Source organism: Aurantiacibacter rhizosphaerae (genome assembly GCF_009807005.1).
GTDB classification, from domain to species: Bacteria; Pseudomonadota; Alphaproteobacteria; order Sphingomonadales; family Sphingomonadaceae; genus Alteraurantiacibacter; species Alteraurantiacibacter rhizosphaerae.
The window spans coordinates 313,593-339,607 of the sequence record NZ_WUBR01000001.1; the positions used below are offsets into that span (position 1 = coordinate 313,593).

17 protein-coding genes are annotated in these 26,015 nt (G+C 62.2%); 3 read left to right on the forward strand and 14 right to left on the reverse strand.

Annotated elements, in window-relative coordinates; all coding sequences use genetic code 11:
- Window positions 1-76 precede the first annotated feature (76 nt).
- Window positions 77-490, forward strand: a complete 414-nt coding sequence (locus GRF63_RS01530) for an acyl-CoA thioesterase (protein WP_160484252.1) — start codon at window positions 77-79, stop codon at window positions 488-490.
- A gap of 25 nt (window positions 491-515) precedes the next feature.
- Here GRF63_RS01530 and GRF63_RS01535 read toward each other — a convergent pair whose 3' ends face one another.
- A complete protein-coding gene (locus GRF63_RS01535) occupies window positions 516-1,760 on the reverse strand; it encodes a GDSL-type esterase/lipase family protein (protein WP_160484253.1) in 1,245 nt (414 codons plus the stop codon).
- Between the two features lie 75 nt (window positions 1,761-1,835).
- A complete protein-coding gene (locus GRF63_RS01540; RefSeq protein ID WP_160484254.1) occupies window positions 1,836-3,275 on the reverse strand; it encodes a helicase HerA domain-containing protein in 1,440 nt (479 codons plus the stop codon).
- A gap of 199 nt (window positions 3,276-3,474) precedes the next feature.
- Between GRF63_RS01540 and dcd the strand changes: the two genes are divergently transcribed.
- Together dcd and GRF63_RS01550 are read left to right on the forward strand one after the other, a co-directional pair.
- On the forward strand, window positions 3,475-4,029 hold the full coding sequence (gene dcd / locus GRF63_RS01545) for a dCTP deaminase (RefSeq protein ID WP_160484255.1): 555 nt from the start codon (window positions 3,475-3,477) through the stop codon (window positions 4,027-4,029).
- Between the two features lie 33 nt (window positions 4,030-4,062).
- Window positions 4,063-4,659, forward strand: a complete 597-nt coding sequence (locus GRF63_RS01550) for a nuclear transport factor 2 family protein (RefSeq protein ID WP_160484256.1) — start codon at window positions 4,063-4,065, stop codon at window positions 4,657-4,659.
- Between the two features lie 79 nt (window positions 4,660-4,738).
- On the opposite strand, the gene GRF63_RS01555 is transcribed toward GRF63_RS01550, so the two are convergent.
- The 12 genes from GRF63_RS01555 to GRF63_RS01610 all read right to left on the reverse strand — a co-directional run bounded on the left by GRF63_RS01555 (window position 4,739) and on the right by GRF63_RS01610 (window position 25,938).
- A complete protein-coding gene (locus tag GRF63_RS01555; protein ID WP_160484257.1) occupies window positions 4,739-6,949 on the reverse strand; it encodes a TonB-dependent receptor in 2,211 nt (736 codons plus the stop codon).
- 88 nt (window positions 6,950-7,037) lie between these two features.
- The gene (gltX, locus tag GRF63_RS01560) at window positions 7,038-8,366 is read right to left on the reverse strand and encodes a glutamate--tRNA ligase (protein WP_160484258.1); all 1,329 of its coding nucleotides are present in this window, start codon (window positions 8,364-8,366) and stop codon (window positions 7,038-7,040) included.
- 75 nt (window positions 8,367-8,441) lie between these two features.
- Entirely contained in the window at window positions 8,442-8,951 is a 510-nt protein-coding gene (locus tag GRF63_RS01565; protein ID WP_160484259.1) for a hypothetical protein, read from the reverse strand.
- A gap of 105 nt (window positions 8,952-9,056) precedes the next feature.
- Entirely contained in the window at window positions 9,057-13,445 is a 4,389-nt protein-coding gene (gene rpoC, locus GRF63_RS01570; RefSeq protein WP_160484260.1) for a DNA-directed RNA polymerase subunit beta', read from the reverse strand.
- A gap of 81 nt (window positions 13,446-13,526) precedes the next feature.
- On the reverse strand, window positions 13,527-17,693 hold the full coding sequence (rpoB, locus tag GRF63_RS01575; protein ID WP_160484261.1) for a DNA-directed RNA polymerase subunit beta: 4,167 nt from the start codon (window positions 17,691-17,693) through the stop codon (window positions 13,527-13,529).
- 324 nt (window positions 17,694-18,017) lie between these two features.
- Entirely contained in the window at window positions 18,018-18,503 is a 486-nt protein-coding gene (locus GRF63_RS01580; RefSeq protein WP_160484262.1) for an SRPBCC family protein, read from the reverse strand.
- Between the two features lie 137 nt (window positions 18,504-18,640).
- A complete protein-coding gene (locus GRF63_RS01585; RefSeq protein ID WP_160484263.1) occupies window positions 18,641-22,471 on the reverse strand; it encodes a hypothetical protein in 3,831 nt (1,276 codons plus the stop codon).
- Entirely contained in the window at window positions 22,468-23,418 is a 951-nt protein-coding gene (locus GRF63_RS01590; RefSeq protein WP_237392249.1) for a fimbrial biogenesis chaperone, read from the reverse strand. Before GRF63_RS01590 ends, GRF63_RS01585 begins: the two co-directional genes overlap by 4 nt.
- Before the next feature lie 69 nt (window positions 23,419-23,487).
- On the reverse strand, window positions 23,488-24,018 hold the full coding sequence (locus GRF63_RS01595; protein WP_160484264.1) for a DUF4402 domain-containing protein: 531 nt from the start codon (window positions 24,016-24,018) through the stop codon (window positions 23,488-23,490).
- Window positions 24,019-24,082: 64 nt separating this feature from the next.
- On the reverse strand, window positions 24,083-24,592 hold the full coding sequence (locus GRF63_RS01600) for a DUF4402 domain-containing protein (protein ID WP_160484265.1): 510 nt from the start codon (window positions 24,590-24,592) through the stop codon (window positions 24,083-24,085).
- A gap of 214 nt (window positions 24,593-24,806) precedes the next feature.
- Entirely contained in the window at window positions 24,807-25,352 is a 546-nt protein-coding gene (locus GRF63_RS01605; RefSeq protein WP_160484266.1) for a DUF4402 domain-containing protein, read from the reverse strand.
- Window positions 25,353-25,359: 7 nt separating this feature from the next.
- Window positions 25,360-25,938, reverse strand: coding sequence for a DUF4402 domain-containing protein (locus GRF63_RS01610; protein ID WP_160484267.1), 579 nt, complete (start codon window positions 25,936-25,938; stop codon window positions 25,360-25,362).
- Window positions 25,939-26,015 lie beyond the last annotated feature (77 nt).

Sequence of the window (26,015 nt, forward strand, 5' to 3'; positions counted from 1 at the left end):
TAATTCGCAGCGATTAAGAATGTCTGACATGCGGCAGCTTGTGTGGATGCGGCGGGCCGGATAATTGTGAGGCCATATGAGCAACCGCTTCGAAACCACCTTCACCGCACTGCCGCAGCACATTGATGAGAACGGCCACGTCAACAACACCGTGTGGGTGCGGTGGATGGAGGAATTGTCGGTTGCGCATTGGCAGGCCGATGCCTTGCCGGATCATGTCGACGCCTTCGCCTGGGTCGTGACGCGGCACGAGATCGATTACCGCGGCAATGTGGGCGAAGGCGCGCAGGTGACGGGCGAGACGATCATCAAGGACGGCCCGCGCGGCGCGCGTTTTGACAGGCATTACGAATTTCGCGATGCGGACGGCAAGATGCTGGTGCGCGCCAAATCCACCTGGGCAATGGTGGACCGCGAAACGGCCCGCCTGATGCGCGTGCCGCCTGAAGTCGCCGCGCCGTTCCTGCCGCCCGAAGGTGAGGCAGGATAGGTAACCTCATCAACAAGCCCGCAGCTTATTCCGGCTGGAACAGCGACAGATCGATGCTTTCGCCCACCGCGCGCAGCCCTGCGTCGGAGCCGTGCAGATAATCGCCCATGTGATAATCTGCGCGCATCTGTGCAGGATCGTCCGGATCGGCGAAGGCGGTATCCAGACGCACCACCGCGTCAAACTCGCCGGAATTCACGATCCAGTCGTTGACGGCCTGCCGCGCTGCTTCGCCTTCCTCGGTCCAGTACATCGCGCCCTTGTATGGGCCGATGGGGGAGCCGATGACCTTGATCCCTTCTGCATGCGCGCGGGCAATGATCTGGCGGAAACCGGCGATCATCTGGTCTGCATCGATATCGGGCTGGTCCATGTCCATGCCCAGGAAGCCGCCGTCCGGATTATCGAACGCGCCGCCAAAGCGATTGCCGATATCGTTCACGCCGACGAATACGATCATATGCGTGACGTTCGGCAGGCTCAGCACATCCTCGTCCAGCCGCGCCAGCGCGCTTTCGCCCAAGCCGGGGCTGAGCACGCGGTTGCCGCTGATCCCGGCGTTGGCGACGGCATATTCAAGGCCTGCCGCCTCCAGCCGCTCTGCCAGTACATCGGGCCAGCGGCGATCTTTTCCGGGCGTGGAGCCGACGCCATCGGTGATGGAATCGCCATAGGTGACAATTGTGCCCAGCGCATCATCCGAATACACTTCCACCACGGACAGGAAGGCGCGGTGATTGCCGGTGGAGGCTGGCTCCCATTCCTCGCCCACGTGATTGCCTTGTGCCGATACCGCTAGTGTATCCAGCCCGGTAAGGTGACAGGTACAGGGGCCGGTGGCTTCCGGCAGGTAGAACTCCACCTTCACCTTGTCGAAATCCTGCGTGTCCAGCGCCACAGTATCACTGGCGAAAGGCGCGCCGCGCGGGATGACGGCGGCTGCCTGCCCGCCAAAGGTGAGCGGGCGGCTGCTGCCTGCAACCTCCACGCCATCGGCATCCAGCAGCACGATGCGCGCCTGCCCGATATGCAGCGGGTGCTCGCCATAGCGATTGGAGAGGCGGACCCGCAGCCTGTCCCCGCCTTCTGAAAGGCGCAGCACCTGGCTGATGGTGACATCGTCATATTCGGCAGCGGCGAACGGCCCTTCACCGCCTAGCGGTGCGTGCGGGGACGCGGTCCAGCTGGCAACCCAGTTATCTTGCGCTGAAGCGGGTGCGGCCAGCGCAAGAGCGGCGGCGCAGATGGCAAGGCGAGCAGTGATCGGCATGGCATTCCTCATTGGCTTGCGCATATTTGCGCCTGACCGCGAGCTTAGCCAGTCAGGGCCAATGGGCAAGCGCGCTCAGGCCATCACATCCTCTATGCCGGGGATGGTGATGGTCCGGTCCCCGCCGAAATCCTCGTGCACGGAGATCAGGCCGGTCTTCTCCAGATGCTCCAGCAAACGGCGGATTCTGCCGGGGGAGGCCGTGCCGTAGACGCGGGCAAGGTGATCCTCGTCCGGCGTGCCGTGGCCGCGCGCGGCGGAAATCACGATGGCGAGATAGGGGGCAAGCACATCGTCCGCCACGTTCTGCGCCATGGCTTCCACGCGCTCTCTCTGCTGTTCTTCCAGCATGCCGATACCGGCGCTGGCAAAGGCGAACATGCGGCGAAAGGTGGGCATATCGATATGCGCCGAAGCCACGCCCTGATGGCGGCAACGGGTGGCGAAATCGCGAAAGGATGTGGCGATAGGGCGGAAGGTGGCGCCTTCCTCTGCCGCCATTTCGGCCAGCACGCTGTCCACATCACCCGCCGTGGTTTCGGCAGAGAGCGTTTCTTCCGGCTCTGCCTTGGCGGCCATGCTCTGCGCCAGTTCCTCCACCGGAGGCGGCGCGGGCGGCGGTGGCGGGGGCGGCTGGTGCACCTTTTCCGCAGCTTCTTCCGCCAGATCGGCATGCAGCAATTCGCCCATTGCCGCAGCATCGGCCTGCGGCAGGGGTGTAAGCGCCGCCGCGCCATTCTTGCCGCCCGATTTCACTTCGCCGATATGCACGGCCACAGGGCGACGGCTGACCGCCGGGCCAAGGCCGAGGAAATGGCCGCGCTGCAGATCGCGGATACGCTCTGCCTGCTTGCGGTCCATGCCCAGCAGGTCCGCCGCGCGCTGCATGTCGATATCGAGGAATGTGCGGCCCATCAGGAAATTGCTGGCCTCTGCCGCCACGTTCTTTGCCAGCTTGGCCAGCCGTTGCGTCGCCACGATCCCGGCAAGCCCGCGCTTGCGGCCACGGCACATCAGATTGGTCATCGCGGACAGCGTTAGGCGGCGCGTGTCCTCTGCCATTTCACCGGCAGCGGCGGGCGCGAACATTTGCGCCTCGTCCACCACCACAAGGGCGGGAAACCAGTGTTCGCGCGGGGCATCGAACAGGGCGGTGAGGAATTGCGCGGCGCAGCGGATCTGCTGCTCCACCTCCAGATCCTCCAGCGCCAGCACGACAGAGGCACGGTGCTGGCGGATACGGCCTGCCAGCGCCTCTATCTCGCGCGAGGAATAGCTGGCGCCTTCCACCACCACGTGATCGAAATGGTCTGCCAGCGATACGAAATCGCCTTCAGGATCGATGATGACCTGCTGCACCATACCGGCGCTCTGTTCCAGCAGGCGGCGCAGCAGGTGGGATTTGCCGCTGCCGGAATTGCCCTGCACCAGCAGGCGCGTGGCGAGCAATTCCTCCACGTCCACCGTCACGGCGGTGCCGTGCGCGTCCTTGCCGATCTCGATTTCCGCTTTCACGCCAAGAGGGATAGGGGGCGCTGCCGATTCGGCCTAGGCACGATGGGTGGTTTATCCAGCGATTGTTCTGCCACTATCGCACCAGCCGCGCCGAAACGCCTGTGATAACCCGCGTCCCGCATCTATTCGGGCAGACAGGAGAGGGGATATTTCCGACTGGCCGCTTGCCCTTGCCGCGCCAGTGGGGAATCCCTGCCGCATGGCTATACTTTCAGACAAATGGATTCGGGAACAGGCGCAATCGAAGGGCATGATAGAGCCGTTCGTGGAAAGCCAGCGGCGCGACGGGTGCATCTCCTACGGCCTGTCCTCCTTTGGCTATGACGCGCGCGTGGCGGACGAGTTCAAGATCTTCACCAATGTGAATTCCACTATCGTCGATCCCAAGGATTTTGATGGTGACAGCCTGGTGGACCGCAAGACCGATGTCTGCGTTATCCCGCCCAATTCCTTCGCCCTGGCCCGCACGGTGGAATATTTTCGCGTGCCGGAGGATGTGCTGGTGATCTGCCTTGGCAAAAGCACCTATGCACGCTGCGGCATCATCGTGAACGTCACCCCGCTGGAGCCGGGCTGGGAAGGGCACGTCACGCTGGAATTTTCCAATACCACACCGCTGCCCGCGCGCATCTACGCCAATGAGGGCGCGTGCCAGTTCCTGTTCCTGCAGGGCAATGAACGGCCCGAAGTCACTTATGCCGACAGGGCGGGCAAATACATGGGCCAGCGCGGGGTGACGCTGCCGCGCCTGTGAGGTAATCCTTCCTCGCAGGAGAGGAGGATGCACATGCCGACACCTGAGGAACTGCTGGCCCGGATCGAGGCGCTGGAAGCGCGCGCGCTGGCGGCGGAGGACTATCGCGAACTGGTGAACCTGCAGGGCGCCTACGGCTATTATGTCGACAAGGGATTGTGGGACAAGGCGGCGAACTTGTTCGCCGACGAGGGCACGCTGGAGATTGCCGGGCGCGGTGTCTACGTGGGGCGGGCGAGGGTGCGCGAATACCTTGGCCGCCTGCCGGAATATGGCGACGGCACGATCTACAACCACATGCAGTTGCAGCCCGTGCTGCATATCGACAGCGCGGCCGGCACGGCAAAGGGCCGCTGGCGCACGCTGATGATGGTGGGCTTCATCGGGCGCGAGGGGCGCTGGGGCGAAGCGACTTACGAGAACAGCTATGTGCGAGAGCGCGGCAAGTGGCGCATCGCATCGCTGCACGGCATCATCAATTTCTACTGCGAATATGACGAGGGCTGGCACCGGGGCGGCGTGCCGCTGTTACGCTCTACCGAGGGCGTGCAGCCCGACAGGCCACCAAGCTTCGAATATGAAGCGCACCCCAAGGCGGTCATCGCGCCGTTCCATTACGACGAGGTTTGAATGATTTTCGCAGTGTGAGTCCGGGCGCGCATCTGCGCTTGCGATCGCTGCGCTCCCGAGGCTCAAGATGGCAGGCTCTCTAGAAGCTTGCCCTTGCGGTCAGCTTGAAGTTGCGGCCCACCATCGGCACGAATTCCTTCGTGAAGCTGGTGTGGCGACGCCCTTCGACATCGAAGATATTGTCCACCTGCGCGATAAAGGTCAGGTTCTCGCGCCCTTCGAACGGGTGCCATCCCAGTGATGCGTTGACCATGGTGAAACCATCGGTCGGCGTTTCGAACGGGGCGATCTTGGTCTGATCGTCATACCATTCCACTTCGCCGCGCAGATCGAAATGCTCCCACCGGCCTTCCAGCGCGCCATACAGGCTGAGCGGGGGAACGCGCGGGGCGTTGGTGCCATCGTCCAGTTCCACCCTGGTGTAGGCGCCGCGAAGATCGCCCAGCAGGGAGAAGTCTCTCCCCTCGATCACCGGGAAGGTGATTTGCGCTTCCGCGCCCCACTGGTCTGCATCCTGCTGCAGGAAGGCGAAGACGGGCAAATCGTCTTCCTCTTCTCCCGTGGCGACAAGGTAGATGAAATTGTCGAACCAGTTGCGATAGACGCTGGCGTTTACCTTCACTTCGCCGATTTCGCCGCGGACATAGCCTTCTGCGCCCCAGCTGCTTTCCTTGGTGAGCGAGGAATTGCCGATCTCGAACTGCTGCGTCGCGATATGCGGACCTTCGGCGAACAGTTCCGCCGCAGTGGGCGCGCGTTCGGTGCGGGAGACATTCAGCCCGGCGCGGAAATCATCGAACAGCGTGTAGCCGCCGCCGATGGAGCCGGAGAATGTATCGAAGTTGCGTTCCAGCCCCAGGGTCGAAGCGTCGATAGACGTGTTTTCGTAGCGGGCGCCCGCTTCCAGCTCGAAGGGGCCGAAGTAGAGTTCCTGCAAGGTGAAGAGCGCGAGCGATTCCACATTGTTGGGCGGGATGTAGGCTTCTGCGCCGGTGGCGACGAAATCCTGCGCGGAGAATTGCACGCCCGTTGCGCCGCCCCAGTTGCCGCGGCGCGATTGCACCAGTTCCAGCCGGCCTTCAACGCCCTCCACATCGAACACGGTGCCGACCTCGGCGCCCTCGAATTCGGTGTGGGTATAGTTGGAATAGCCGACACGGGACTGGAGCGCGTCGAAGAACCCGTCACCCAGATCGATGTCTGCGCGGAAATCGGCGCGATAGCGTTTCAGGCCGATGGAGACGTTTTCCTCCCCCTCGTCCCCGCCATGCTCTTCCTCGTGATCGTGATCATCTTCGCCTTCGTGGTCATGCTCTTCTTCGGCATGGTGATGATGGCCAACGCCGGGCGCGCCGGGCACGCCGTAATTGGTGTCATAATAATCGAAGGAGACGCCGAAGTTGCTCTCGCCGGAGAACAGGGCGAAGCCGGTGCCGGCAGACCATGTTTCGGTATAGGTGTTGGGCACGGTGCCAGAGATATTGGCAGCCTCGCGCAATTCCTCTGCTTCCTCGAACTCACCTTCGTCCTCTTCCTCTGCGGCATCGGCCAGCAGATCGGCGCGCAGGTACTTGGAGGCGGCAAAGCCCGGAATCTCGATATCGTCGGTGTTGCGATATGATCCGTCCACATGGAACACCAGATTGTCCGTCACCTTGGTGTCGAGCGATACGCCGCCTTCCCACAGGCCGGTGGCGCTGTCCACGCCGCCCAGCATATCGAGGTGGAACGGTTCATCCGGAATGCCGGGCGGGATACGCTTGGTAATCACGTTGACCGCGCCGCCGATGGCCTGGCTGCCGTACAGCAGCACGGCGGGGCCGCGCAGAACCTCGATCCGTTCCGCGATCAGCGGATCGACGGCCACGGCGTGATCGTCTGACGCGCCGGAGGCATCGATGGTGCCGATCCCGTCGATCAGCACGCGCACACGATCACCGCCAAAGCCGCGCAGGATGGGGCGGGATGCACCGGGAGAGAAGCCGCTGGCCTCCACGCCGGGCAGACTGGCTAGCATATCGCCGACCTGGCCCGTGCTTTCGCGTTGCAAGTCCATGCCCGAAAGCACGGATGTGCCCGCGATCACGTCCAGCCGGTCCACGCCGCTGGCGGTGACATAGATGGTGCCGTGGAAATCATCATTGCCCGGTTCGATGGCGGGGTCCGCGCTGTCGCCCTGTTGCTCTCCGGGCTGCTCTTCCGGCTGCGGCGAAGTTTGCGGCACCTCCTGCGCCATCGCTTGATACGGGAGGGCGATACCGGCCAGAAGCAGGGCAGATTTACGGATCATTGGGGGGCCTTCGCGGTTGCAAGTTACGTTGTATCATCGCGCATCTAGTGGCTGCGCGCTTAACGTCAAGTGAGCAACTGCAAAAAGATCAGCCTGCTGCGGTGCGCAAACGCGCGCGCGCCTCGTCCTGCCCGATCAGCGGCAACAATTCGGCCATGTCCGGGCCGTGGTTCATGCCCGTCAGCGCCTGCCGCAGTGGCAGGAACAGCGGCTTGCCCTTGCGGCCCGTGCTCTGCTTCAGGCTGGCGGTGAGATCACCCCAAGGGTTGTCAGACCAGACAAGCGCCTCTGCCGCCTGCGCCAGATACTGGCGATCTTCGGCTTCGAATGCAGGCTGCTCCACCGGGCCGGTGACGATGCCCCACCATTCCGCCACATCATCCACCTTTTCCAGATTGGGCCGGATGGCGTGCCATGCCGCCTCATCCATGCCGCCGGGCAGGCGATCCTTCACATCGGCATAATCCAGCTGGTGCACGATGGCGGCATTGATGCGATCCAGTTCTGTATCGTCAAACTTGGCGGGCGCGCGGCCGAAAGTCGAGAGATCGAAGGTGTCCACCAAAGCCTCGCGCGCGGCAATCGGTTCCACCGGCATGCTGGTGCCCAGCCGGGCCAGCAGCGCGATCAGGGCTTCGGGCTCTATGCCGCGCTCCCGAAAGGCGTCACACCCCAGCGAACCTAAGCGCTTGGACAGCTTGCCCTCCTTGCCCACCAGCAGCGCCTCATGCGCGAAGCGGGGCGGGGCGGCGTTCAGCGCGGTGAACATCTGCACCTGCACGGCGGTGTTGGACACGTGATCCTCCCCGCGCAGCACATCGGTGATGCCCATATGGATATCGTCCACGCAGCTGGGCAGCATGTAGAGCCATGATCCGTCTGCGCGGCGGATCACCGGGTCCGAAAGCTGCGCCGCGTCGAATTTCTGCGGGCCGCGCACGCCATCTTCCCAGGTGATGGCCTCGTCATGGTCCAGCTTGAAACGCCAGTGCGGGGCGATGCCCTCTGCCTCCTTGGAAGTGCGATCTTCGTCGGTCAGCTTCAGAGCACCGCGGTCGTAAATCGGCGGCAAGCCGCGGCCCAGCTGTATCTTGCGCTTCAGCTCCAGTTCCTGCTGTGTCTCATATGCCGGATATATGCGGCCCGCAGCGCGCAGGGTTTCGAACGCCTGATCATAAAGAGCCAGCCGCGCCGACTGCCGTTCCTGCCCTTCAGGCTTGATGCCCAGCCATTCCAGGTCTGCGTGGATGGCGTCGACATAATGCTCTTCACTCCGCTCTGCATCGGTATCGTCGATGCGCAGCATGAAGCTGCCGCCATGCTTTTGCGCCAGCATCCAGTTGTGCAGCGCGGTGCGGATATTGCCGACATGCAGGCGGCCCGTGGGCGATGGGGCGAAGCGGGTTTTCACAGTCATGCGCGCCCCTCTAGCGCGGTATCTTGACGATGACGAGATGCCCTGTCGGGGCGAAGCCGTGAATGCTCGGACCGTCTATTGCGAGAACAACAGCACCGAGTGACCGCCGCCTTCTATGAGCACGCCGTTGGAAGGTGTGCGTCCCACCGTTTCCGCCAGATCCAGCGCCCGCGTCACATCGGCAAGGCGCGCCGGTTTGCCGACCGTGCAGATAGGCGGCGGATTTCCATCCGGCCCGACAGTAGCGAAGGATTCAGCAGTACCGGTTTCCAGATTGAGGCCGTCGATCCGATAACCAAAAGCGACGTTCGCGCAGCGCGGCTCCCACCAGATATCTGCGTCATCCGCACTGAGTGCCAAGCCATAAGCTTCATCCAGTTCCTCCCCGTCGATGCCCGCAACGCGCCATTCTCCAGCCAGTGTTTCAATGGGAGAAATTGGAGTGGTCGGCGGGGCAGGGGGCGGGTTCTCTATTCCGCCGGGCGCGGGAAGCGTGGCGACCTGCTCCTCTGGCTCACTCTCTGAAGAGCAGGCTGCCAACGCGAGGACGGCAGTTGCAAGGGTGGCAATCTCGATCAGTCTCATGGCAATCCAATACTCCAGGCCCAACACTCCGGGCAAAGAAAAAGGCCCCGGCGGATCGCTCCGCCGGGGCCTTTTACATGTTTGCCGAATGATTGGCGATCAGCCTTAGCTGTCGGAATCGTCATTCTTGGCGATAGCTTCAGGCTCGGTGCCTTCGTCTTCGCGCTTGTACTCGCCTGCATCCGCATCGGTGCCTTCACCGCTATCCACCATGGTGGCCATGGTGGCATCGCCGGTTGCGGCATCTGCCGGATCGCGGGCCAGTTCCGCCTCGTGCTGTTCTTCCGCGGAGTTGGCCGCAACTACGGCCTCTTCCTTGGCAGCTTCTTCGGCGGCGACCAGCGCGTCCTGCATCTTCTTGTACTGGGCGCGCAGAGCCGCGTCGCGTGACGATGCCGTCACCCGCATACGGTTCATGCCCGCGCCGGTACCGGCAGGGATCAGGCGGCCAACGATCACGTTTTCCTTCAGGCCGACCAGCGTATCCTTCTTTCCTTCGACCGCCGCCTGCGTCAGCACGCGGGTGGTTTCCTGGAACGAAGCGGCAGAGATGAACGAACGGGTCTGCAAGCTGGCCTTGGTGATGCCAAGCAGGATCGGCGTGCCTTGCGCCGGGGTCTTGCTCCGTGTCAGCTTTGCGTTCTCTTCCTTCATTTCTTCCAGGTCGACCTGTTCGCCGGGCAGCAGCACGGTGTCGCCACCATCGGTGATCTCAACCTTCTGCAGCATCTGGCGAACGATCACCTCGATGTGCTTGTCGTTGATGCGAACGCCCTGCAGTCGATAGACTTCCTGGATTTCGGTGCAGAGGAATTCCGCCAGCGCTTCAACGCCCATGACCTCTAGGATGTCATGCGGGTTGGGCGAGCCGGAAATCAGCGTGTCGCCCTTCTTGACGAAGTCGCCTTCCTGCACGTCGATCACCTTGGTCTTGGGGATCAGGTACTCGACTGGTTCGCCCTCTTCCGGAACGATGGCGATCTTGCGCTTGGCCTTGTAGTCACGGATGAATTCCATCCGGCCACTGATCTTGGCGATCACGGCTGCATCCTTGGGAATACGCGCTTCGAACAGCTCGGCAACACGCGGCAGACCGCCGGTGATGTCGCGCGTCTTGGCGGCTTCCCGCGATGCACGGGCAAGAATGTCACCCGCCTGCACGGCCTGGCCATCTTCCACAGAGAGCGTGGTGCCCGGTGCCAGCATGTAACGCTGTGCCTCGGTATCCTCGTCCTTGCTGGATGCGCCCTTGGCATCGTCTTCGCCGATCAGGGTCATACGCGGACGCAGGTCTTCCTTCTTGGAACGACCGGCGGCGCGATATTCGATGACCACACGCTGGGCGATACCGGTGGCTTCGTCCACGCGTTCTTCCAGCGTCTTGCCTTCGACAAGATCCTGATAGCGCACGAGGCCGGCCTGTTCGGTGATGATTGGCAGGGTGAACGGGTCCCACTCTGCCAGGCGATCGCCTTCCTTCACCTTCTCTCCGTCCTCGAACATGAGCACGGTGCCGTAAGGCACGCGGTGGATCGCGCGTTCGCGGCCCTCCGCATCGACAACGACCATCTCACCGTTGCGGGCCAGCGACAGGCGGCGGCCCTTCTTGTCGGTGATGGTGGGCATGTCGCGATACACGATCTTGCCGTCGGAGATGCTTTCCAAGTGGCTGGTTTCGTTCACCTGTGCCGCGCCGCCGATGTGGAAGGTACGCATGGTCAGCTGCGTGCCCGGCTCACCGATGGACTGTGCAGCGATAACGCCGACAGCTTCACCGATGTTCACCGGCGTACCGCGAGCAAGGTCGCGGCCATAGCAGGTGGCGCAAACGCCCATCTCGGCTTCGCACACCAGCGGAGAGCGGATCTTCGCCTGCTGCACTTCGGCTTCCTCGATGGCGGCTGCCATCGGTTCGTCCACCATGGTGCCCGCTTTCACGATCACCTCGTCCGTGGCGACGTTCACGATATCCTCTGCCACGGTGCGGCCCAGGATACGCTCGCCCAGCGATGCAATCACGCTGCCGCCCTGGACGATGGCGCGCATCTCCAGTGCATTGTCGGTCTTACAATCGTTCTCGACGATCGTGCAGTCCTGCGACACGTCCACAAGGCGGCGGGTCAGGTAACCCGAGTTTGCCGTCTTGAGCGCCGTATCCGCCAGGCCCTTACGCGCGCCGTGGGTGGAGTTGAAGTATTCAAGAACGGTCAGGCCTTCCTTGAAGTTACTGATGATCGGCGTCTCGATGATCTCGCCCGAAGGCTTGGCCATCAGGCCGCGCATACCAGCCAGCTGCTTCATCTGTGCCGGGCTACCACGTGCGCCGGAGTGGCTCATCATGTAGATCGAGTTGATCTGTGCCTCGCGGCCGTTCTCGTCCTTCGGTGTCGCCTTGATCTCTTCCATCATGGCGGCTGCCACCTGGTCGCCGCAACGGCTCCACGCGTCGATGACCTTGTTATACTTCTCCTGGCCGGTGATGTAACCGTCCTGGTACTGCTGCTCGTAATCGGCAACCAGCGCCTTGGTTTCATCGATCATCCCGTCCTTGGTGTCCGGAATGATCATGTCGTCCTTGCCGAAGGAGATGCCGGCCTTGAACGCGTGGCGGAAGCCCAGCGTCATGATGGCATCGGCAAACAGCACCGTGTCCTTCTGACCGGTGTGGCGATACACCTGGTCGATCACGTTCTCGATGTCCTTCTTCGTCAGCAGCTTGTTGACGAATTCGAACGGAACCTTGTGGCTCTTGGGCAGGCATTCGGCGATCAGCATGCGGCCCGGCGTGGTCTCGACGCGCTGCATGTAGGTCTTGCCTGCCTCGTCCGTTTGCGGGACGCGGGTGGTGATCTTGGAGTGATAGGTAACCGCACCAACGTGCAGTGCCTGATGCACCTCGTCGATATCGCCAAGGATCTTGCCTTCGCCCGGCTCGCCTTCGCGGTCCATCGAAAGGTAATACAGGCCCAGCACCATGTCCTGCGAAGGCACGATGATCGGCTTGCCGTTGGCGGGTGACAGGATGTTGTTGGTGGACATCATCAGCACGCGTGCTTCCAGCTGGGCTTCCAGCGAAAGCGGCACGTGGACGGCCATCTGGTCACCGTCGAAGTCGGCGTTGAAGGCCGAGCAGACGAGCGGGTGCAGCTGGATGGCCTTGCCCTCGATCAGCACGGGCTCGAACGCCTGGATGCCGAGACGGTGAAGCGTCGGTGCGCGGTTCAGCAGCACGGGATGTTCGCGGATAACCTCGTCCAGGATGTCCCAGACTTCCTTGCGCTCCTTCTCCACCCACTTCTTCGCCTGCTTCAGGGTCATGGAGAGACCCTTGGCATCGAGACGGGCGTAGATGAACGGCTTGAACAGCTCCAACGCCATCTTCTTGGGCAGGCCGCACTGGTGCAGCTTCAGCTCAGGACCGGTCACGATGACCGAACGGCCCGAATAGTCGACGCGCTTACCCAGAAGGTTCTGGCGGAAGCGGCCCTGCTTGCCCTTCAGCATGTCGGACAGCGACTTCAGCGGACGCTTGTTGGCACCCGTGATCACGCGGCCACGGCGGCCGTTGTCGAACAGGGCGTCGACCGATTCCTGCAGCATGCGCTTTTCGTTACGCACGATGATATCGGGCGCGCGCAGTTCCATCAGGCGCTTCAGGCGGTTGTTACGGTTGATAACGCGGCGATACAGATCGTTGAGATCGGAGGTCGCAAAGCGGCCACCGTCCAGCGGCACCAGCGGGCGCAGCTCAGGCGGGATGACCGGCACGACTTCAAGGATCATCCATTCGGGGCGGTTGCCCGATTCGATGAAGCTTTCAACCACCTTCAGGCGCTTGATGATCTTGGCAGGCTTCAGCTTGGACTTGGTGGTCTCCAGCTCATGCAGCAGATCGGCCTTTTCCTGTTCCAGGTCGAGGTCCATCAGCATGAACTTGACTGCCTCGGCACCGATGCCGGCGCTGAAGGCGTCTTCGCCATATTCGTCCTGCGCTTCGAGAAGCTCGTCCTCGGTCAGCAGCTGGAACTTTTCCATCGGCGTCAGGCCGGGCTCTGTAACGATGTAGCTTTCGAAATACAGCACGCGCTCAAGCTGCTTGAGCTGCATGTCGAGCAGCAGGCCGATGCGCGAAGGCAGCGACTTCAGGAACCAGATATGCGCAACTGGCGCGGCCAGTTCGATGTGGCCCATGCGCTCACGACGCACCTTGGTGACGGTGACTTCAACGCCGCACTTTTCGCAGACGACGCCCTTGTACTTCATGCGCTTGTACTTGCCGCACAGGCACTCGTAGTCCTTCACGGGGCCGAAAATGCGGGCGCAGAACAGGCCGTCACGCTCAGGCTTGAACGTGCGGTAGTTGATGGTTTCCGGCTTCTTGATCTCGCCGAAGGACCAGCTGCGAATACGCTCTGGCGACGCGATCCCGATCTGGATCTGGTCAAAGGTTTCCGGCTTGGCCAGCTGGTTGGTGAATTTGGTCAGTTCGTTCATTTTTCGAATTCCCTTGGGGGGATTAACACAGGGTGGCGGGGAGGCGGCCCGATCCGATTGGTTTGGGGCCGCCTGACCCTGTTATTCAGCCGCGATCTGGCCGAAGCCGTCCTCGTCCTCTTCACCATCGGTGAGCGAGGAGAGTTCGACGTTGAGACCCAGCGAGCGCATTTCCTTGACGAGCACGTTGAAGCTCTCCGGAATGCCGGCCTCGAAGGTGTCGTCGCCCTTGACGATGGCTTCGTAGACCTTGGTGCGGCCGACCACGTCGTCGGACTTCACCGTCAGCATTTCCTGCAAGGTGTAAGCGGCGCCGTAGGCCTGGAGTGCCCAGACCTCCATCTCGCCGAAACGCTGGCCACCGAACTGCGCCTTGCCGCCCAGCGGCTGCTGAGTAACGAGCGAGTACGGGCCGATCGAGCGGGCGTGGATCTTGTCGTCGACCAGATGGTGCAGCTTCAGCATGTAGATAATGCCCACCGTCACCTTGCGGTCGAACGCCTCGCCACTGCGGCCATCATACAGCGTGGACTGGCCCGATGAATCGTAGCCTGCCTTCAGCAGCATGTCGGTCACGTCGCTTTCACGCGCGCCGTCGAACACGGGCGTACCCATCGGCACACCGGTTACGAGGTTACCGGCGAGTTCGGCGACTTCCTCGTTAGTGCGGCTGTTGATGTCGTCGTAATACTTCTCGCCATAGACATCGCGCAGCTTGTCCATCAGCACCTCGGGCGGCTTGCCCGTGGTGATGTCAGGATTGTTCACGCGCCAGTCTTCCAGCTGTTCCTTGATCTGCAGGCCCAGGCCGCGCGCGGCGAAGCCAAGGTGCGTTTCAAAGATCTGGCCGACGTTCATACGCGAAGGCACACCCAGCGGGTTCAGCACGATATCGACGGGCGTACCGTCTTCGAGGAACGGCATGTCCTCTTCCGGCAGGATGCGGGAAATCACACCCTTGTTGCCGTGACGGCCGGCCATCTTGTCGCCCGGCTGCAGCTTGCGCTTCACCGCGACGAACACCTTGACCATCTTGAGTACGCCCGGAGCCAGCTCGTCACCGCGCTCCAGCTTTTCCTTACGGTCTTCGTACTTGTCCTTGATGGCCTTCACGGCCTCGTCATACTGGCCCTTCACCGCTTCCAGCTGGCTCTGCATGTTGTCGTCGGCGACGGCAAACTTGAACCAGTCGATGCGATCCACGCTGTCCAGCACCTCGTCGGTGATTTCCGTGCCCTTCTTCACACCCTTGGGAGCAGCCGAAGCGGTCTGGCCGTTCAGCATGTCACGCAGGCGGTTGTAGGTGGCGCGGTTCAGGATGGCGCGTTCGTCTTCGCTATCCTTCTTGAGGCGTTCGATTTCCTCGTTCTGGATGGCACGGGTACGATCGTCGATCTCGATACCGTGACGGTTGAAGACGCGAACTTCCACAACCGTACCGGCAACGCCCGGCGGCAGGCGGAGCGAGGTGTCGCGCACGTCGCTGGCCTTTTCACCGAAGATGGCACGCAGAAGCTTCTCTTCCGGCGTCATCGGGCTTTCGCCCTTCGGCGTGATCTTGCCGGCCAGGATGTCACCCGGATGCACTTCTGCACCGATGTAGACGATGCCCGCCTCGTCGAGGTTGCGCAGGGCTTCCTCGCCGACATTGGGAATGTCACGCGTGATGTCTTCCGGGCCAAGCTTCGTATCGCGAGCCATGACTTCGAATTCCTCGATATGGATCGAGGTGAAGACGTCGTCCTTCACGATACGCTCGGAGATGAGGATGGAGTCCTCGTAGTTGTAGCCGTTCCAGGGCATGAAGGCGACGAGCGCATTCTTGCCCAGTGCCAGCTCACCCAGATCGGTGGAGGGACCGTCGGCAATGATATCGCCGGCCATCACGCTCTCGCCCACCTTCACCAGCGGACGCTGGTTGACGCAGGTGTTCTGGTTGGAACGCTGGAACTTCTGCAGCGTGTAGATGTCCACGCCGGGGTTGGTGGTGTCCACCTCACCCGATGCGCGGATCACGATACGGCCAGCGTCGACCTGGTCGACGATGCCGCCACGCTTGGCGGAAATCGCGGCGCCGGAATCGCGGGCCACGGTTTCTTCCATGCCGGTGCCAACGAAAGGCGCTTCGGCCTTCACCAGCGGCACGGCCTGGCGCTGCATGTTCGAACCCATCAATGCGCGGTTGGCGTCATCGTTTTCCAGGAACGGGATCAGCGATGCGGCGACCGAGACGAGCTGCTTTGGCGAAACGTCCATCAGGGTGACGTTTTCGTTCGGGCTCATCGCGAATTCGCCGTTTTCACGCGTGGAGACCAGCTCTTCAACGAAGCGGCCGTCTGCATCCAGCGCGGCCGAGGCCTGCGCCACGGTGTGCTTCTGCTCTTCCATCGCGGAAAGGTAGTTCACCTCGCTGGAAACCTGGCCGTCCTTCACGGAACGATACGGCGTTTCGATGAAGCCGTACTTGTTCACACGAGCAAAGGTGGAAAGCGAGTTGATCAGGCCGATGTTCGGGCCTTCCGGCGTTTCAATCGGACAGATACGACCATAGTGCGTGGGATGAACGTCGCGGACTTCGAAGCCTGCACGTTCACGCGTCAGGCCGCCCGGCCCAAGTGCCGAAACGCGGCGCTTGTGGGTGACTTCCGACAGCGGGTTGGTCTGGTCCATGAACTGCGAGAGCTGCGAAGAACCGAAGAACTCACGCACCGCAGCCACGGCAGGCTTCGCGTTGATGAGGTCGTTCGGCATCACGGTGGACACGTCCACGCTGCTCATGCGCTCCTTCACGGCGCGCTCCATGCGCAGCAGGCCGACGCGGTACTGGTTTTCCAGCAGCTCACCCACGGAACGCACACGGCGGTTGCCGAGGTTGTCGATATCGTCAACGTCGCCCTTGCCGTCCTTCAGATCGACAAGTTCCTTCACCACGGCGAGGATATCTTCCTTTCGCAGGGTGGTGACGGTGTCTTCAGCATCCAGGCCAAGGCGCATGTTCAGCTTCACGCGGCCCACGGCGGAAAGGTCGTAACGCTCGGCATCGAAGAACAGGCCTTCGAACAGCGCTTCGGCGGTTTCCTTGGTGGGCGGTTCGCCCGGACGCATGACCTTGTAGATCGCTTCCAGGCCTTCTTCGCGGTTCTCGGCCTTGTCAGCTTCCAGCGTGTTGCGGATCCAGGCGCCGGTGTTGACGTGATCGATATCCAGCAAGTCGATCTGATCGATCCCTGCACCGTCCAGCTTCTCAAGGTTTTCCGGCGACACTTCGTCGCCAGCCTCGATGTAGATGCGGCCGGTCTTCTCGTCGATCAGGTCCACGCTGGCATAACGGCCGAAGATTTCCTCGGTCGGGATCAGCAGGGTTTCAAGCCCGTCCTTGGCTGCCTTGTTGGCAGCGCGGGGCGAAACCTTCTGGCCGGCGGGGAATACTTCCTCACCGGTCTTGGCATCCACCAGCGCGAAAGCGGGCTTGGCACCGCGCCATGCTTCGGCGACGAAGGGAATTTCCCAGCCGTCCTTGCCGCGCTTCCAGGTCACGGTGTCATAGAAGTGATCAAGAATGCCTTCGCTATCGAGGCCCAGGGCATAAAGCAGCGCGGTAACCGGCAGCTTGCGCTTGCGGTCGATACGCACGTTCACGATGTCCTTGGCGTCAAATTCGAAATCCAGCCACGAACCGCGATAAGGGATCACGCGAGCAGCGAACAGGAACTTGCCGGAGGAGTGGGTCTTGCCGCGGTCATGATCGAACAGGACGCCCGGCGAACGGTGCATCTGCGAAACGATCACGCGTTCCGTGCCGTTGATCAGGAAGGTGCCGTTGCCCGTCATCAGGGGCATATCGCCCATGTAGACGTCCTGCTCCTTGATATCGAGCACGGAGCGGGTTTCGGTTTCCTGGTCCACCTCGAACACGATGAGGCGCAGCGTCACCTTCATCGGGGCGGCATAGGTGATGCCACGCTGGCGACATTCAGTGGTGTCGTACTTCGGATCTTCCAGCACGTAATGCACGAAGTCCAGCTCCGCCGTGCCTGCGAAATCGCGGATCGGGAAGACGCTGCGCAGCGTCTTTTCCAAACCGGAAACATAGCCGATCGAGGGATCGGACCGCAGGAACTGCTCATAGCTTTCGCGCTGAACCTCGATCAGGTTCGGCATCTGCACCACTTCGTGGGCGTCGCCGAAAATCTTGCGGATGCGCTTCTTTTTGGTGCCGGTGGTCGCCGGAACGGACTGGGTTGCCATATGAAAGCCGAGGCCTCTTCTTCGCGTGTAGGCAGTGGCGTGTGCCGCTGCCGGAAAAATCTTGTCGGATGCGGGAAAGCCGTGAGACGCCATCGGCCCGGAAGGGCAGACGCACGAAAGGCCGCATAAAGGCGCACCACAGGAGGTGCCGCCGTTGCAGCCTTGATTCGTTTTATCTCACGCAGATGCCGGAACTTCCTTCCTGGGCAGTGCCCCCGCGTAAAGGCACACCTTGCTCGAAGCTATCCGGCGTTGCAGGCGATATAGGCATAGCAGGGGGCACGGTCAATGCCGGAGTGCCCCCATATCATATCGACCGCGTGCCTAGGCAGCCTGTGCAGCCTCGATCTCGCGGATCACGTCCACGCCTTGCTCTGCATGAACCTTCAGCTTGGCAAGCGAGTTGTGGCATCCAGCGGTGATCATGGCGATTTCATGATCGTAATGCTTCATCTTCATCGGATGGAAACAGGCCGTCACCACCAGCGTGACCTTGCACCTGTCATCGCCCAGCGGTTCGATATCCGTGCGCTCAACCGTCTTGTGCAGCCGCGCGCCCAGCTCTTCCGGTAGGATGCTTTCGATGGTGTAGCTGCGACCCGGCACCGCCTCCATCTCCGTAATGGGGAAGATCAGGCCCGGCAGCATGTCCAGCGCCATGTCGAAGGTGTCGGAGCCGGTGCGCGTCACCGTGCCAACAGCGGCCTTGTGATTGCGCGGATCGTCGAAATCCACCATCGGATAAACTTCCGCTGCGGGCCGCTCGATCTCAACTTCCTTGGTGATTTCCACGGGGCCATCGGGAGCCATTTTTGCTTTGAACAGGCCGAACATACGCGAAATTCCCCCCAGAATGATTGGTGGCGGGGATTAGATAGACACGCGGTTCGTATCGCCTTTGCGGATATGGTTGACGCCGCGGCAAGACATGCGGCGATCCGGCAAGGCTAGGTGCAGCTACGCACCGTGAAATCCTGCTGGATGATATCGCCGCTGGGGGGCACCGTCACGGTGTTCTCGTTACCAAGACAAATGCCCAGCCGCTCTGCCTGCTCCGGGTCGATCACCACCTCATACTGGCCGGGCAATACCTGCTCGTAGAAGAAATAGCCGCCGCGTTCCGACCGTGCCCAGAACTCCTTGTCATCCTCCAGGCCTTGCAGCTTGATACGCAGCCCCGATACGCCGCGCCTGTTCTCGCCCTCCACGAAAAACACGGTGCCCTCTATCTCGCTCAGCTCCACGATCGGAAATTCCAGCACGTGGAAGCGGCCCGGTCGCGGCACGATCTCTATCCCGCGGTCGACAGGGGCCATGGCGATATCCGGCAGGCTGGAAGGATCCACCTGCACGGCAACGGGATTGCCGTTCCCCAGTTCGCCAAGCCTTGCGAACCCCTCGTCATCGGAGGTGGAGGTTTCGTTGAAGGCGATGAAATTGACATCGGGCAAGGCCACATCACCGGGACCATAGACGCGATCCCCATCCAGATCCTGAAACGCGCGCAGGGAAACCGCGCCCGACGATGCCTGCCCCGGCGAAGCGATGAAGAAACGCTGGCGAAGCGGATCGCGGCCAAAGCTAAGGCCCAGGCGCAGTGCCGCGGAATAGGTGCCTTTCTGCGGTGAATATTGTCCATCCAGCGCCAGCGTGAACCTGTCAAATTCCCGGATGCCGGAAAGGCCGACGGTCACCTCGTCATTCCTCAGGGAATAGCCTGCAGATGCGCGCAGCACGGTCCTGTCGTCCAGTGCGTGATCAACATCGCCGGAAATCTGCGTCAGTTCCAGCTGCGGCAGGATCTGGTAGCCCAGCGATGCGCGGAACTGCGTGCGTGACTGATTGAAGGTGGCAAGGTTGAAATCGCCCGCCAGCTGGCTGAACGTCCGCCCGCCGGGAGAGGAGGAGCGCCCATATTCGAAGGTGTGGGATGCAAGAAAGCCGGGCAGGCGGGCCGACCCCCTCAAGGATGCATCGATCTGCCGCCGGCCATTTGCAAATTCTATATGGCGCGCGCGCAAATTGATCGGCAGCGAGTTGCCCAGCACGCCGCTGGCAAGGCCCAGCGAGGTGTTGAAATCCAGTTCTGTCGACCGGCGCAGCGCATCGCTTGTGAAACTGCGGACTTCATCGATAAAGCCGCCGCCATATTCGAAGTGGGAGAGGGAGAACGCGCCGCCCAGCGCCTGCCCACCAAGGCCCAGACCCGTGGCATAGCCTCCGCCATCGGACATGCCCGCATCCGCGCGCAGGGCAAGGCCCGCCACCCCGGTGCGCAGGCCAGCGGCAGCAATCCACCGCGCTTCGCCATCATCCTCGAAGAATGCCGCGCTTGCCACGCCGGTTAGGCCAGCATTGAAGCCATAGGAAACCTCTCCCACGGCCTGCCAATCACCATAGCGAACGGACGGCCTGAAATCGGGGCCGCGCACACCCAGCACGTTGGTACCGTTCTGCACGGCACCAAAGGAATATTCCAGCGCGCCGGGCGACAGGCGTCCGTCTCCCACGCTGATCCGGCGCACTTCCTCGCGCCGCTGCCCCTGCGGGCCGTAGAACACGATACGGAACACGTTGACCCCGTAATCGACCGGCACCTGCAGGAATTCATACTGCCCGTTCACGGCCTGCGCAGTGGACCCCAGCAGCACGCCGTTGCGATAAAGCTCCACCTCATATCCATCCGGCAGCACGCCGCGCAGATCCACCTGATCGAAGACGGAGAAGCTTTCGAAAGGCTGGTTGGTAACATAGGCGCCGCGCCCGGACGTGCCGCGAAGACCCATTGGCATGGGCGCGGTGGCCACATCGCCAAAGGCAAACTCCGTCGCGCCCAGCGGCCCCAGCAGATTGCCATCGACATCCCGCCGACCCATTTCGATGAGCGAAGCCACCAGCCCATCGCGCGAACTGGCGCTGAGATAGACCTGCGCAGTCATCCAGGCGAGATCGCCGGCCAGGCGCACATCCGTTTCCGCGCGGGTGCCCTTCTGGCTGTCGGACACCAGCCGCGCATCGAGATCGCCGATGGGCACCGACAGCGGCAGCCACGCAGTTTCCTCGCGCGTCCAGAGCTCTCGTTCCGATCCCTGTCCGCCCTTTTGCGAGAGCCGCGCCCTGTCCGCTTCGCGCCGCATCCTCTCCTCGAACGGGAAAGGCTCCCGCGTGGTGAGCAGGACGGACTGGGATCGCAAATCGGGCTCGATATCCATGGGCAGGATCGCGGCGAGGGCCTCTGTGCGGATGTACAATTCACCCTCGAACGCCTGTGCCAAGCCGTCTTCCAGCTCGAATGTCCCGTCGGGGGTGGTCAGCAGTCCCTGCCGCAGATCGATGGTGACGGTGCGATCTTCCGACAGGAACCAGCCGCTGGCATAATTGCCATCGTCGCTGACACGGATCGCCAGATCCAGGATCATCGCCAGTTCTCCCAGCGGCAGATAAATCGCCTCCCGCGTGCCGAAGGCGATGATGGTGTCGGTCGCATTGATCCCGCGCACCTTCACCTGCAGGATCAGCTCGTCATCCAGCGTAAAGCCGGGGCCGCCTTCGGGGATGGGAAAGGTCTGCTGGCCGGGCGTCAGATCGAAAGAGCGGGAGGCCTGCTGCGCCAGCGGGGTCGGCAATCCGCCAGCCGCCGCAGCTGTCGCAGCGGCCAGAGCTGGGCCGTCGGATGCGGGCGCATCTGCTGTGGGTACTGGGGCGGCTTCGCTTGGGGATGGTGACGCTGGGGCCAATGGCACTGAAGTGATTGCCGCCGTGGGTGCCAGTTCTTGCTCGATCGTCGGAGCTGCAGAAGATGGGGGCGAAAGCGCGGCGGCTGGTGTCGCATTTAAAGGATCGGCGGCGGCTGGCGGCGCCTCGGCTGCGATGCTGGCGAGATTCTGCGCAACCGGCACAGCGACTGTGACCAATTCCGCAGTTTCGCTTTCGTCAGGCGCACCCGCTGGCGCGAGTTCGGCAATAGGTACTGCCGCCAGTGCAAGGGCTGGTTCGCTCACTTCCGGTTGCAACGTGGCCGAGGTCACGGTGCTTTCGACTGGAGGCAAATTGCCTGCCAACGTCGGAGGAGACAGGAACTGCACGGAATCCAGAAGCTCCGGCGCGAGCAGGGGGATCGTGCGCCAGCCATCCGGCAGTGTCAGCCCCGGCGCGGTATGCCCCGATGGTGCAACGGTCGTTGCGGCAGCACCGGGTTCTGCAGACTCTGCGGCGGAGGCAAGCTGCTGATCCCCGCGCAGGTCCGTTGGCATCGCCGTAACCATTGGTTCTGCCGGACTGCCGATTGCGGACGCAAGCGCGCCGATAGAGGTTTCGCCAACGGGCAGCGGCTCTGGCACTGAATTGCTGCCGATAACGCGGACCTGCGGATCGGCGGCAATCTCTCTGCCACCGGCAATTTGTATAGCGGAGCTATCGGCAGAACGCTCCGCAGGTTTGAAGATGGAGTCCACCAGCTCTCGCGGCACGACGTGGGGGATCTTGTCAGGGTCCAGCGGTGTCAGGTCCAGCCCGATGGCGTCTTCCGACACCTGGTCAGACCATGTTTTGGCGCGAACGAAATTCAGGTCTATCGGCGCGGCTGCCAAGGATGCTGCGTCGCCCTTGCGCTTCTTTGCGGACCCGCGCTGGGGCTTCGTCAGCCCATCATGGGTGGCGGCCTGTACGGTGAGATCGACCCTTTGGGGTTCCGGCTGCCGCGAGCACAGCGAGACCCCGAGCAGCGCCGAGCCGACGGTGATCGGCGCCAGGAGCCTGAACGCGGCCTGCGCGCTCACGGCACGCTGAAGTTACTGCTGGCTAAAGTCTCGCCGGGAGCAAAGTCATCATCGATATAGGTCACGGTCAACGTCGTCCCTGGGGTGAGGAGCGAGGTATCGAAATCCTTGTTCAGACCCAGCATGATTTGCCGGGAATCGATTTCCGGATACACGCCCACGCCGCGCGCAATGGCCACGGGCTCGTCAACGCCGGGCGCGGTCACGATCAGATCGCCAAAGGCAGATCGCGTGCCGGAGCGTGAAATGGTGACGGCAATGGCCAGCCCCTCCGGCGTTTCCACGAAACCGCTGTCGAGGCTGACATCCAGAGTGGTTTCACCCACGCGCACGATCACCGGGATGGAAATGCCGAACCTTGGCCGGATGGTAACGCCGATGTCGGGGCCGGTGGTTTCTCCGCCGTTTACCGCTTCATTGATGGAGAAGCCTTCGTCGATATCCTGCGGTACGGAGACGGCAAGGAAGTGCGACCTGTATTCCCCATCGGGCAGATCGGCGGGCGGGCGGGCCATGATGCGCACGGTTTGCGCTTCGCTGCCCAGCAGGCGCACGCGGCGCGGCGACCAGCGCAGGAAATCGCTGGCAGTGCGCAGCCTGTCTGTCGGAACGTCAGACGGCAGATTGTCGAGCTGGAAAACCTCCCCTGTGGGAGACATCACCATGTCCATCACGGAAATCTCGTACTCGCCGGGGTCGATCGTCCGGTTGTACAGGCCGATGCTGGCGATCCGCTGACGACGATCGATCACCACGCGCTTTGGATAAAGGTTGATATCGCCCATGCCGCCAACGGAGCCTTCGGGCACCTGCGGGGCAACGATATCGGATGATGCCGGTGCATCCTGCGCGGCGGCAGGAAGGGGGGCAAGCGCGGCCGTCGCGGCAGCGACCAGCGAAAAGATCGGCAGAAACATACGCTTCCGCTTCTGGGCTGCAGTAATCATGAATTTGCTCCGACCCCGACCTGGCTCTTGGCCTCTATGTAAAAACACCGAATCTCTGGCAAGTGAAGATCAGTTAAAAAGCACAGTTACCGTGAACTCTCCGCGGTAATTGCCGGGCTCCTGATTGGCGTTGACGTTCAACGTTCCACCGATCTGATAGATATAGCGGCCATCCTCATCCAGGATCGCGCGGCCGCGAATATTGTCGCTCATCTTGTCGACCATCATCGTGCTGGTGCCATTGGTGATCGTGACGCTGCGCGGAAAAAACGGAACGAAAGCCCGGTTGTCCGTGCCCTGGATCCGGAACCGCGCCGGTCCGCGCCCGCCGGGAGAGGTGAACGCGTTCATCGTGGTGGCGACTTCGCCCGTTGCGGAGACGACACCGTCTGCGGTGATCGTCATCGTTGCGGCAGCCGTGGGGCTGGCAAAGGCGGCGAAGCGCAAATCGTCCAGCCGGGTAATTGCGCCGGGCTCGATAATCTCTGCCGAGGTCGTGCCTGACTGGGTTGCCGTGTCCCCCGGCTCCGCAGCAGCGGGCACCGCGATGGCACACATCGCGAGGCTGGCAGCCGTAAGTGCAGGAAAGGACAATTTCATTATCGTGTCAGCCAGACGCAATTAGGGCGCGAAGTGCCGACAGGCAGTCCGCGCCCCGATGTGCTTAGTTATAGGTGACGGTTACGGAGTAGGAACCGGTGTAGACACCAGCCGGCTCGCCACCGATAACAGTCAGCGTGCCGCCGACGGAGAATGCTGCGTCGCCAGCCGTGTCCAGCGTTTCATTGGCGCGGGCATCGGTGGTGAAGTCCATGGTGACGGGCGTAGCCGCGCCGTTGGAAACCTGGCCAGCACCGGTGGTGATGGAGAAACGACGACCCGGATCGCCTGCAACGGTGAACTGGTCGGATGCTTCGACCGAACCCTGCACCAGCGTAACGTCGCCGGTTGCGCTGCCATTGCCGGCGCGCGTCACGACAACCGTACCGCCGTTGTCGCCGGTGGTGAAGGTGCCGAAGTCCAGCGTGGCGCCGGTGGTGTGCGTCAGCGTGATCGGAGCAACAACTTCAGCAGTGGCGGCACCGAGTTCGGTATCGCTGTCACCCGGAGCGGCGAGGGCAGGATTTGCGAGCGCTGCAACGGCGACTGCCGAAAGAATGGCAAACTTTTTCATAGTCAATAAACCCCTGTGTCTCTCAATTATTACCCGTCTTCGAATATTCGGGCGCAGCGAGCAGATTGGTTAGCTATCCTCTCGCCTTGAGATAGGTGTTAATCCGTATGAGTTAACAAGCTGTTGACCGTAGGCGTAGAAATGCGCTCGCCAGTTCGTGGCGGTTGCAGACCTGCTTATGCTTCGGGATGTGCCGGGGCGTTGCCCGGTATGGTCAGTCGTAGAAGACGGAGATGGCCAGTTCGGCGCGGAACGTATCCGGGCGCGTGGCGGCGGGCACATGCAGCACGCCGCCGATGGCAAATTCATCCCTGCCCTGGGCATCCAGCGTTCCGCGCCAGCCTTGCGACGCCTGATTCTGGCTGCGCATTTCAAGTTCAGACACCGCCAGCTCCTGCCCCGAATCGCTGCCGCGCGCCTGTATGGTGCCGGGCAATTGCACGCGGTAGGATCGATCCGCCTCGCCGGTGACGGCAAACAGGGCAGGGTGCGGCTGGCAACCTCCCAAGGATCCGCACGCGGGCGTAACCGTGCCGCTATAGTCCGCCTGAGAGGCCGACGAGCTGACGCGCACTTCGCCGCCTGCGCTTTTTCCCACGGTCAGCGTGCCGAACGAAAGATCCTGCAGGGGCCGCGCGCTCAATGGCTTGATGATCGTCGCGCTGGCGCGCCCCTGCGCCTCTGCCAGATTGGCCTGCGCGGCGGCGGGCACGATCAACGCCAAGCACGCGATGGCAGCAGACGTGGCGGCCAGCCTCATTACAGGGTCAACGCCCCTGTCTTTCGGCGGAGATCACGGTGACATCCACGGGGATCGGTATCACGAGGTTTGCCCCGCCAAACTGGCGCGTAACATCCAGCCTGGCACCCACACTGAAACTGACGGAGCAGACGCGCGTGCGGCAATTGCGCAGCTCCACCCGGATGGGTTGCCCCGGCGCAAGGCTGCCGGTGTTGGCAAGGTCCGTCTCGAAAGCGGACAATTGGCCCTCCACCCCGCCATCGCGAACCCTGGGGGGCGTGGAGATCACCATCTCCAGCTCTATGTCGAGGACATGCTTGCTTTCATTGCCGCGATCATAGCTGACGGTGAAGCGCGCGGGGCCGGTGGGATTGCCCTCCAGCGCCACCAGCGAGACATCGGTGACATTGCCGGTGTAGCTAACATTGCGCGAACCGCTGCCGAAAACCATGAAAGTGCCGAAGCGCAGATCGCTTTGCGCATTCACGATTACTTCCGGCGTCTTGGCAGCAGCGACGGCGGGCAGGAGCACGGCGCCAGACCCGCCGACAATTCCGCCGAGAAAGGCAGCCACACTGGCAATGCTCTGAAATCGCTTCGTCAATTGTTGCCTAGCCATAAAACGCACTCTTGGGCCTGATCATACCATATGCTGCAAACAAGCTCCATTGCGCCAAATCC

Excerpts from the sequence above, each read along its gene's own strand:
- GRF63_RS01595 (WP_160484264.1), bottom strand. The coding sequence starts at position 24,018 with ATGAAATTGTCCTTTCCTGCACTTACGGCTGCCAGCCTCGCGATGTGT.
- gltX (WP_160484258.1), bottom strand. The coding sequence starts at position 8,366 with ATGACTGTGAAAACCCGCTTCGCCCCATCGCCCACGGGCCGCCTGCAT.
- GRF63_RS01580 (WP_160484262.1), bottom strand. The coding sequence starts at position 18,503 with ATGGCTCCCGATGGCCCCGTGGAAATCACCAAGGAAGTTGAGATCGAG.
- GRF63_RS01590 (WP_237392249.1), bottom strand. The coding sequence starts at position 23,418 with ATGATTACTGCAGCCCAGAAGCGGAAGCGTATGTTTCTGCCGATCTTT.
- GRF63_RS01605 (WP_160484266.1), bottom strand. The coding sequence starts at position 25,352 with ATGAGGCTGGCCGCCACGTCTGCTGCCATCGCGTGCTTGGCGTTGATC.
- rpoB (WP_160484261.1), bottom strand. The coding sequence starts at position 17,693 with ATGGCAACCCAGTCCGTTCCGGCGACCACCGGCACCAAAAAGAAGCGC.
- GRF63_RS01555 (WP_160484257.1), bottom strand. The coding sequence starts at position 6,949 with ATGATCCGTAAATCTGCCCTGCTTCTGGCCGGTATCGCCCTCCCGTAT.
- GRF63_RS01565 (WP_160484259.1), bottom strand. The coding sequence starts at position 8,951 with ATGAGACTGATCGAGATTGCCACCCTTGCAACTGCCGTCCTCGCGTTG.
- GRF63_RS01550 (WP_160484256.1), top strand. The coding sequence starts at position 4,063 with ATGCCGACACCTGAGGAACTGCTGGCCCGGATCGAGGCGCTGGAAGCG.
- GRF63_RS01530 (WP_160484252.1), top strand. The coding sequence starts at position 77 with ATGAGCAACCGCTTCGAAACCACCTTCACCGCACTGCCGCAGCACATT.
- GRF63_RS01600 (WP_160484265.1), bottom strand. The coding sequence starts at position 24,592 with ATGAAAAAGTTTGCCATTCTTTCGGCAGTCGCCGTTGCAGCGCTCGCA.
- GRF63_RS01535 (WP_160484253.1), bottom strand. The coding sequence starts at position 1,760 with ATGCCGATCACTGCTCGCCTTGCCATCTGCGCCGCCGCTCTTGCGCTG.
- rpoC (WP_160484260.1), bottom strand. The coding sequence starts at position 13,445 with ATGAACGAACTGACCAAATTCACCAACCAGCTGGCCAAGCCGGAAACC.
- dcd (WP_160484255.1), top strand. The coding sequence starts at position 3,475 with ATGGCTATACTTTCAGACAAATGGATTCGGGAACAGGCGCAATCGAAG.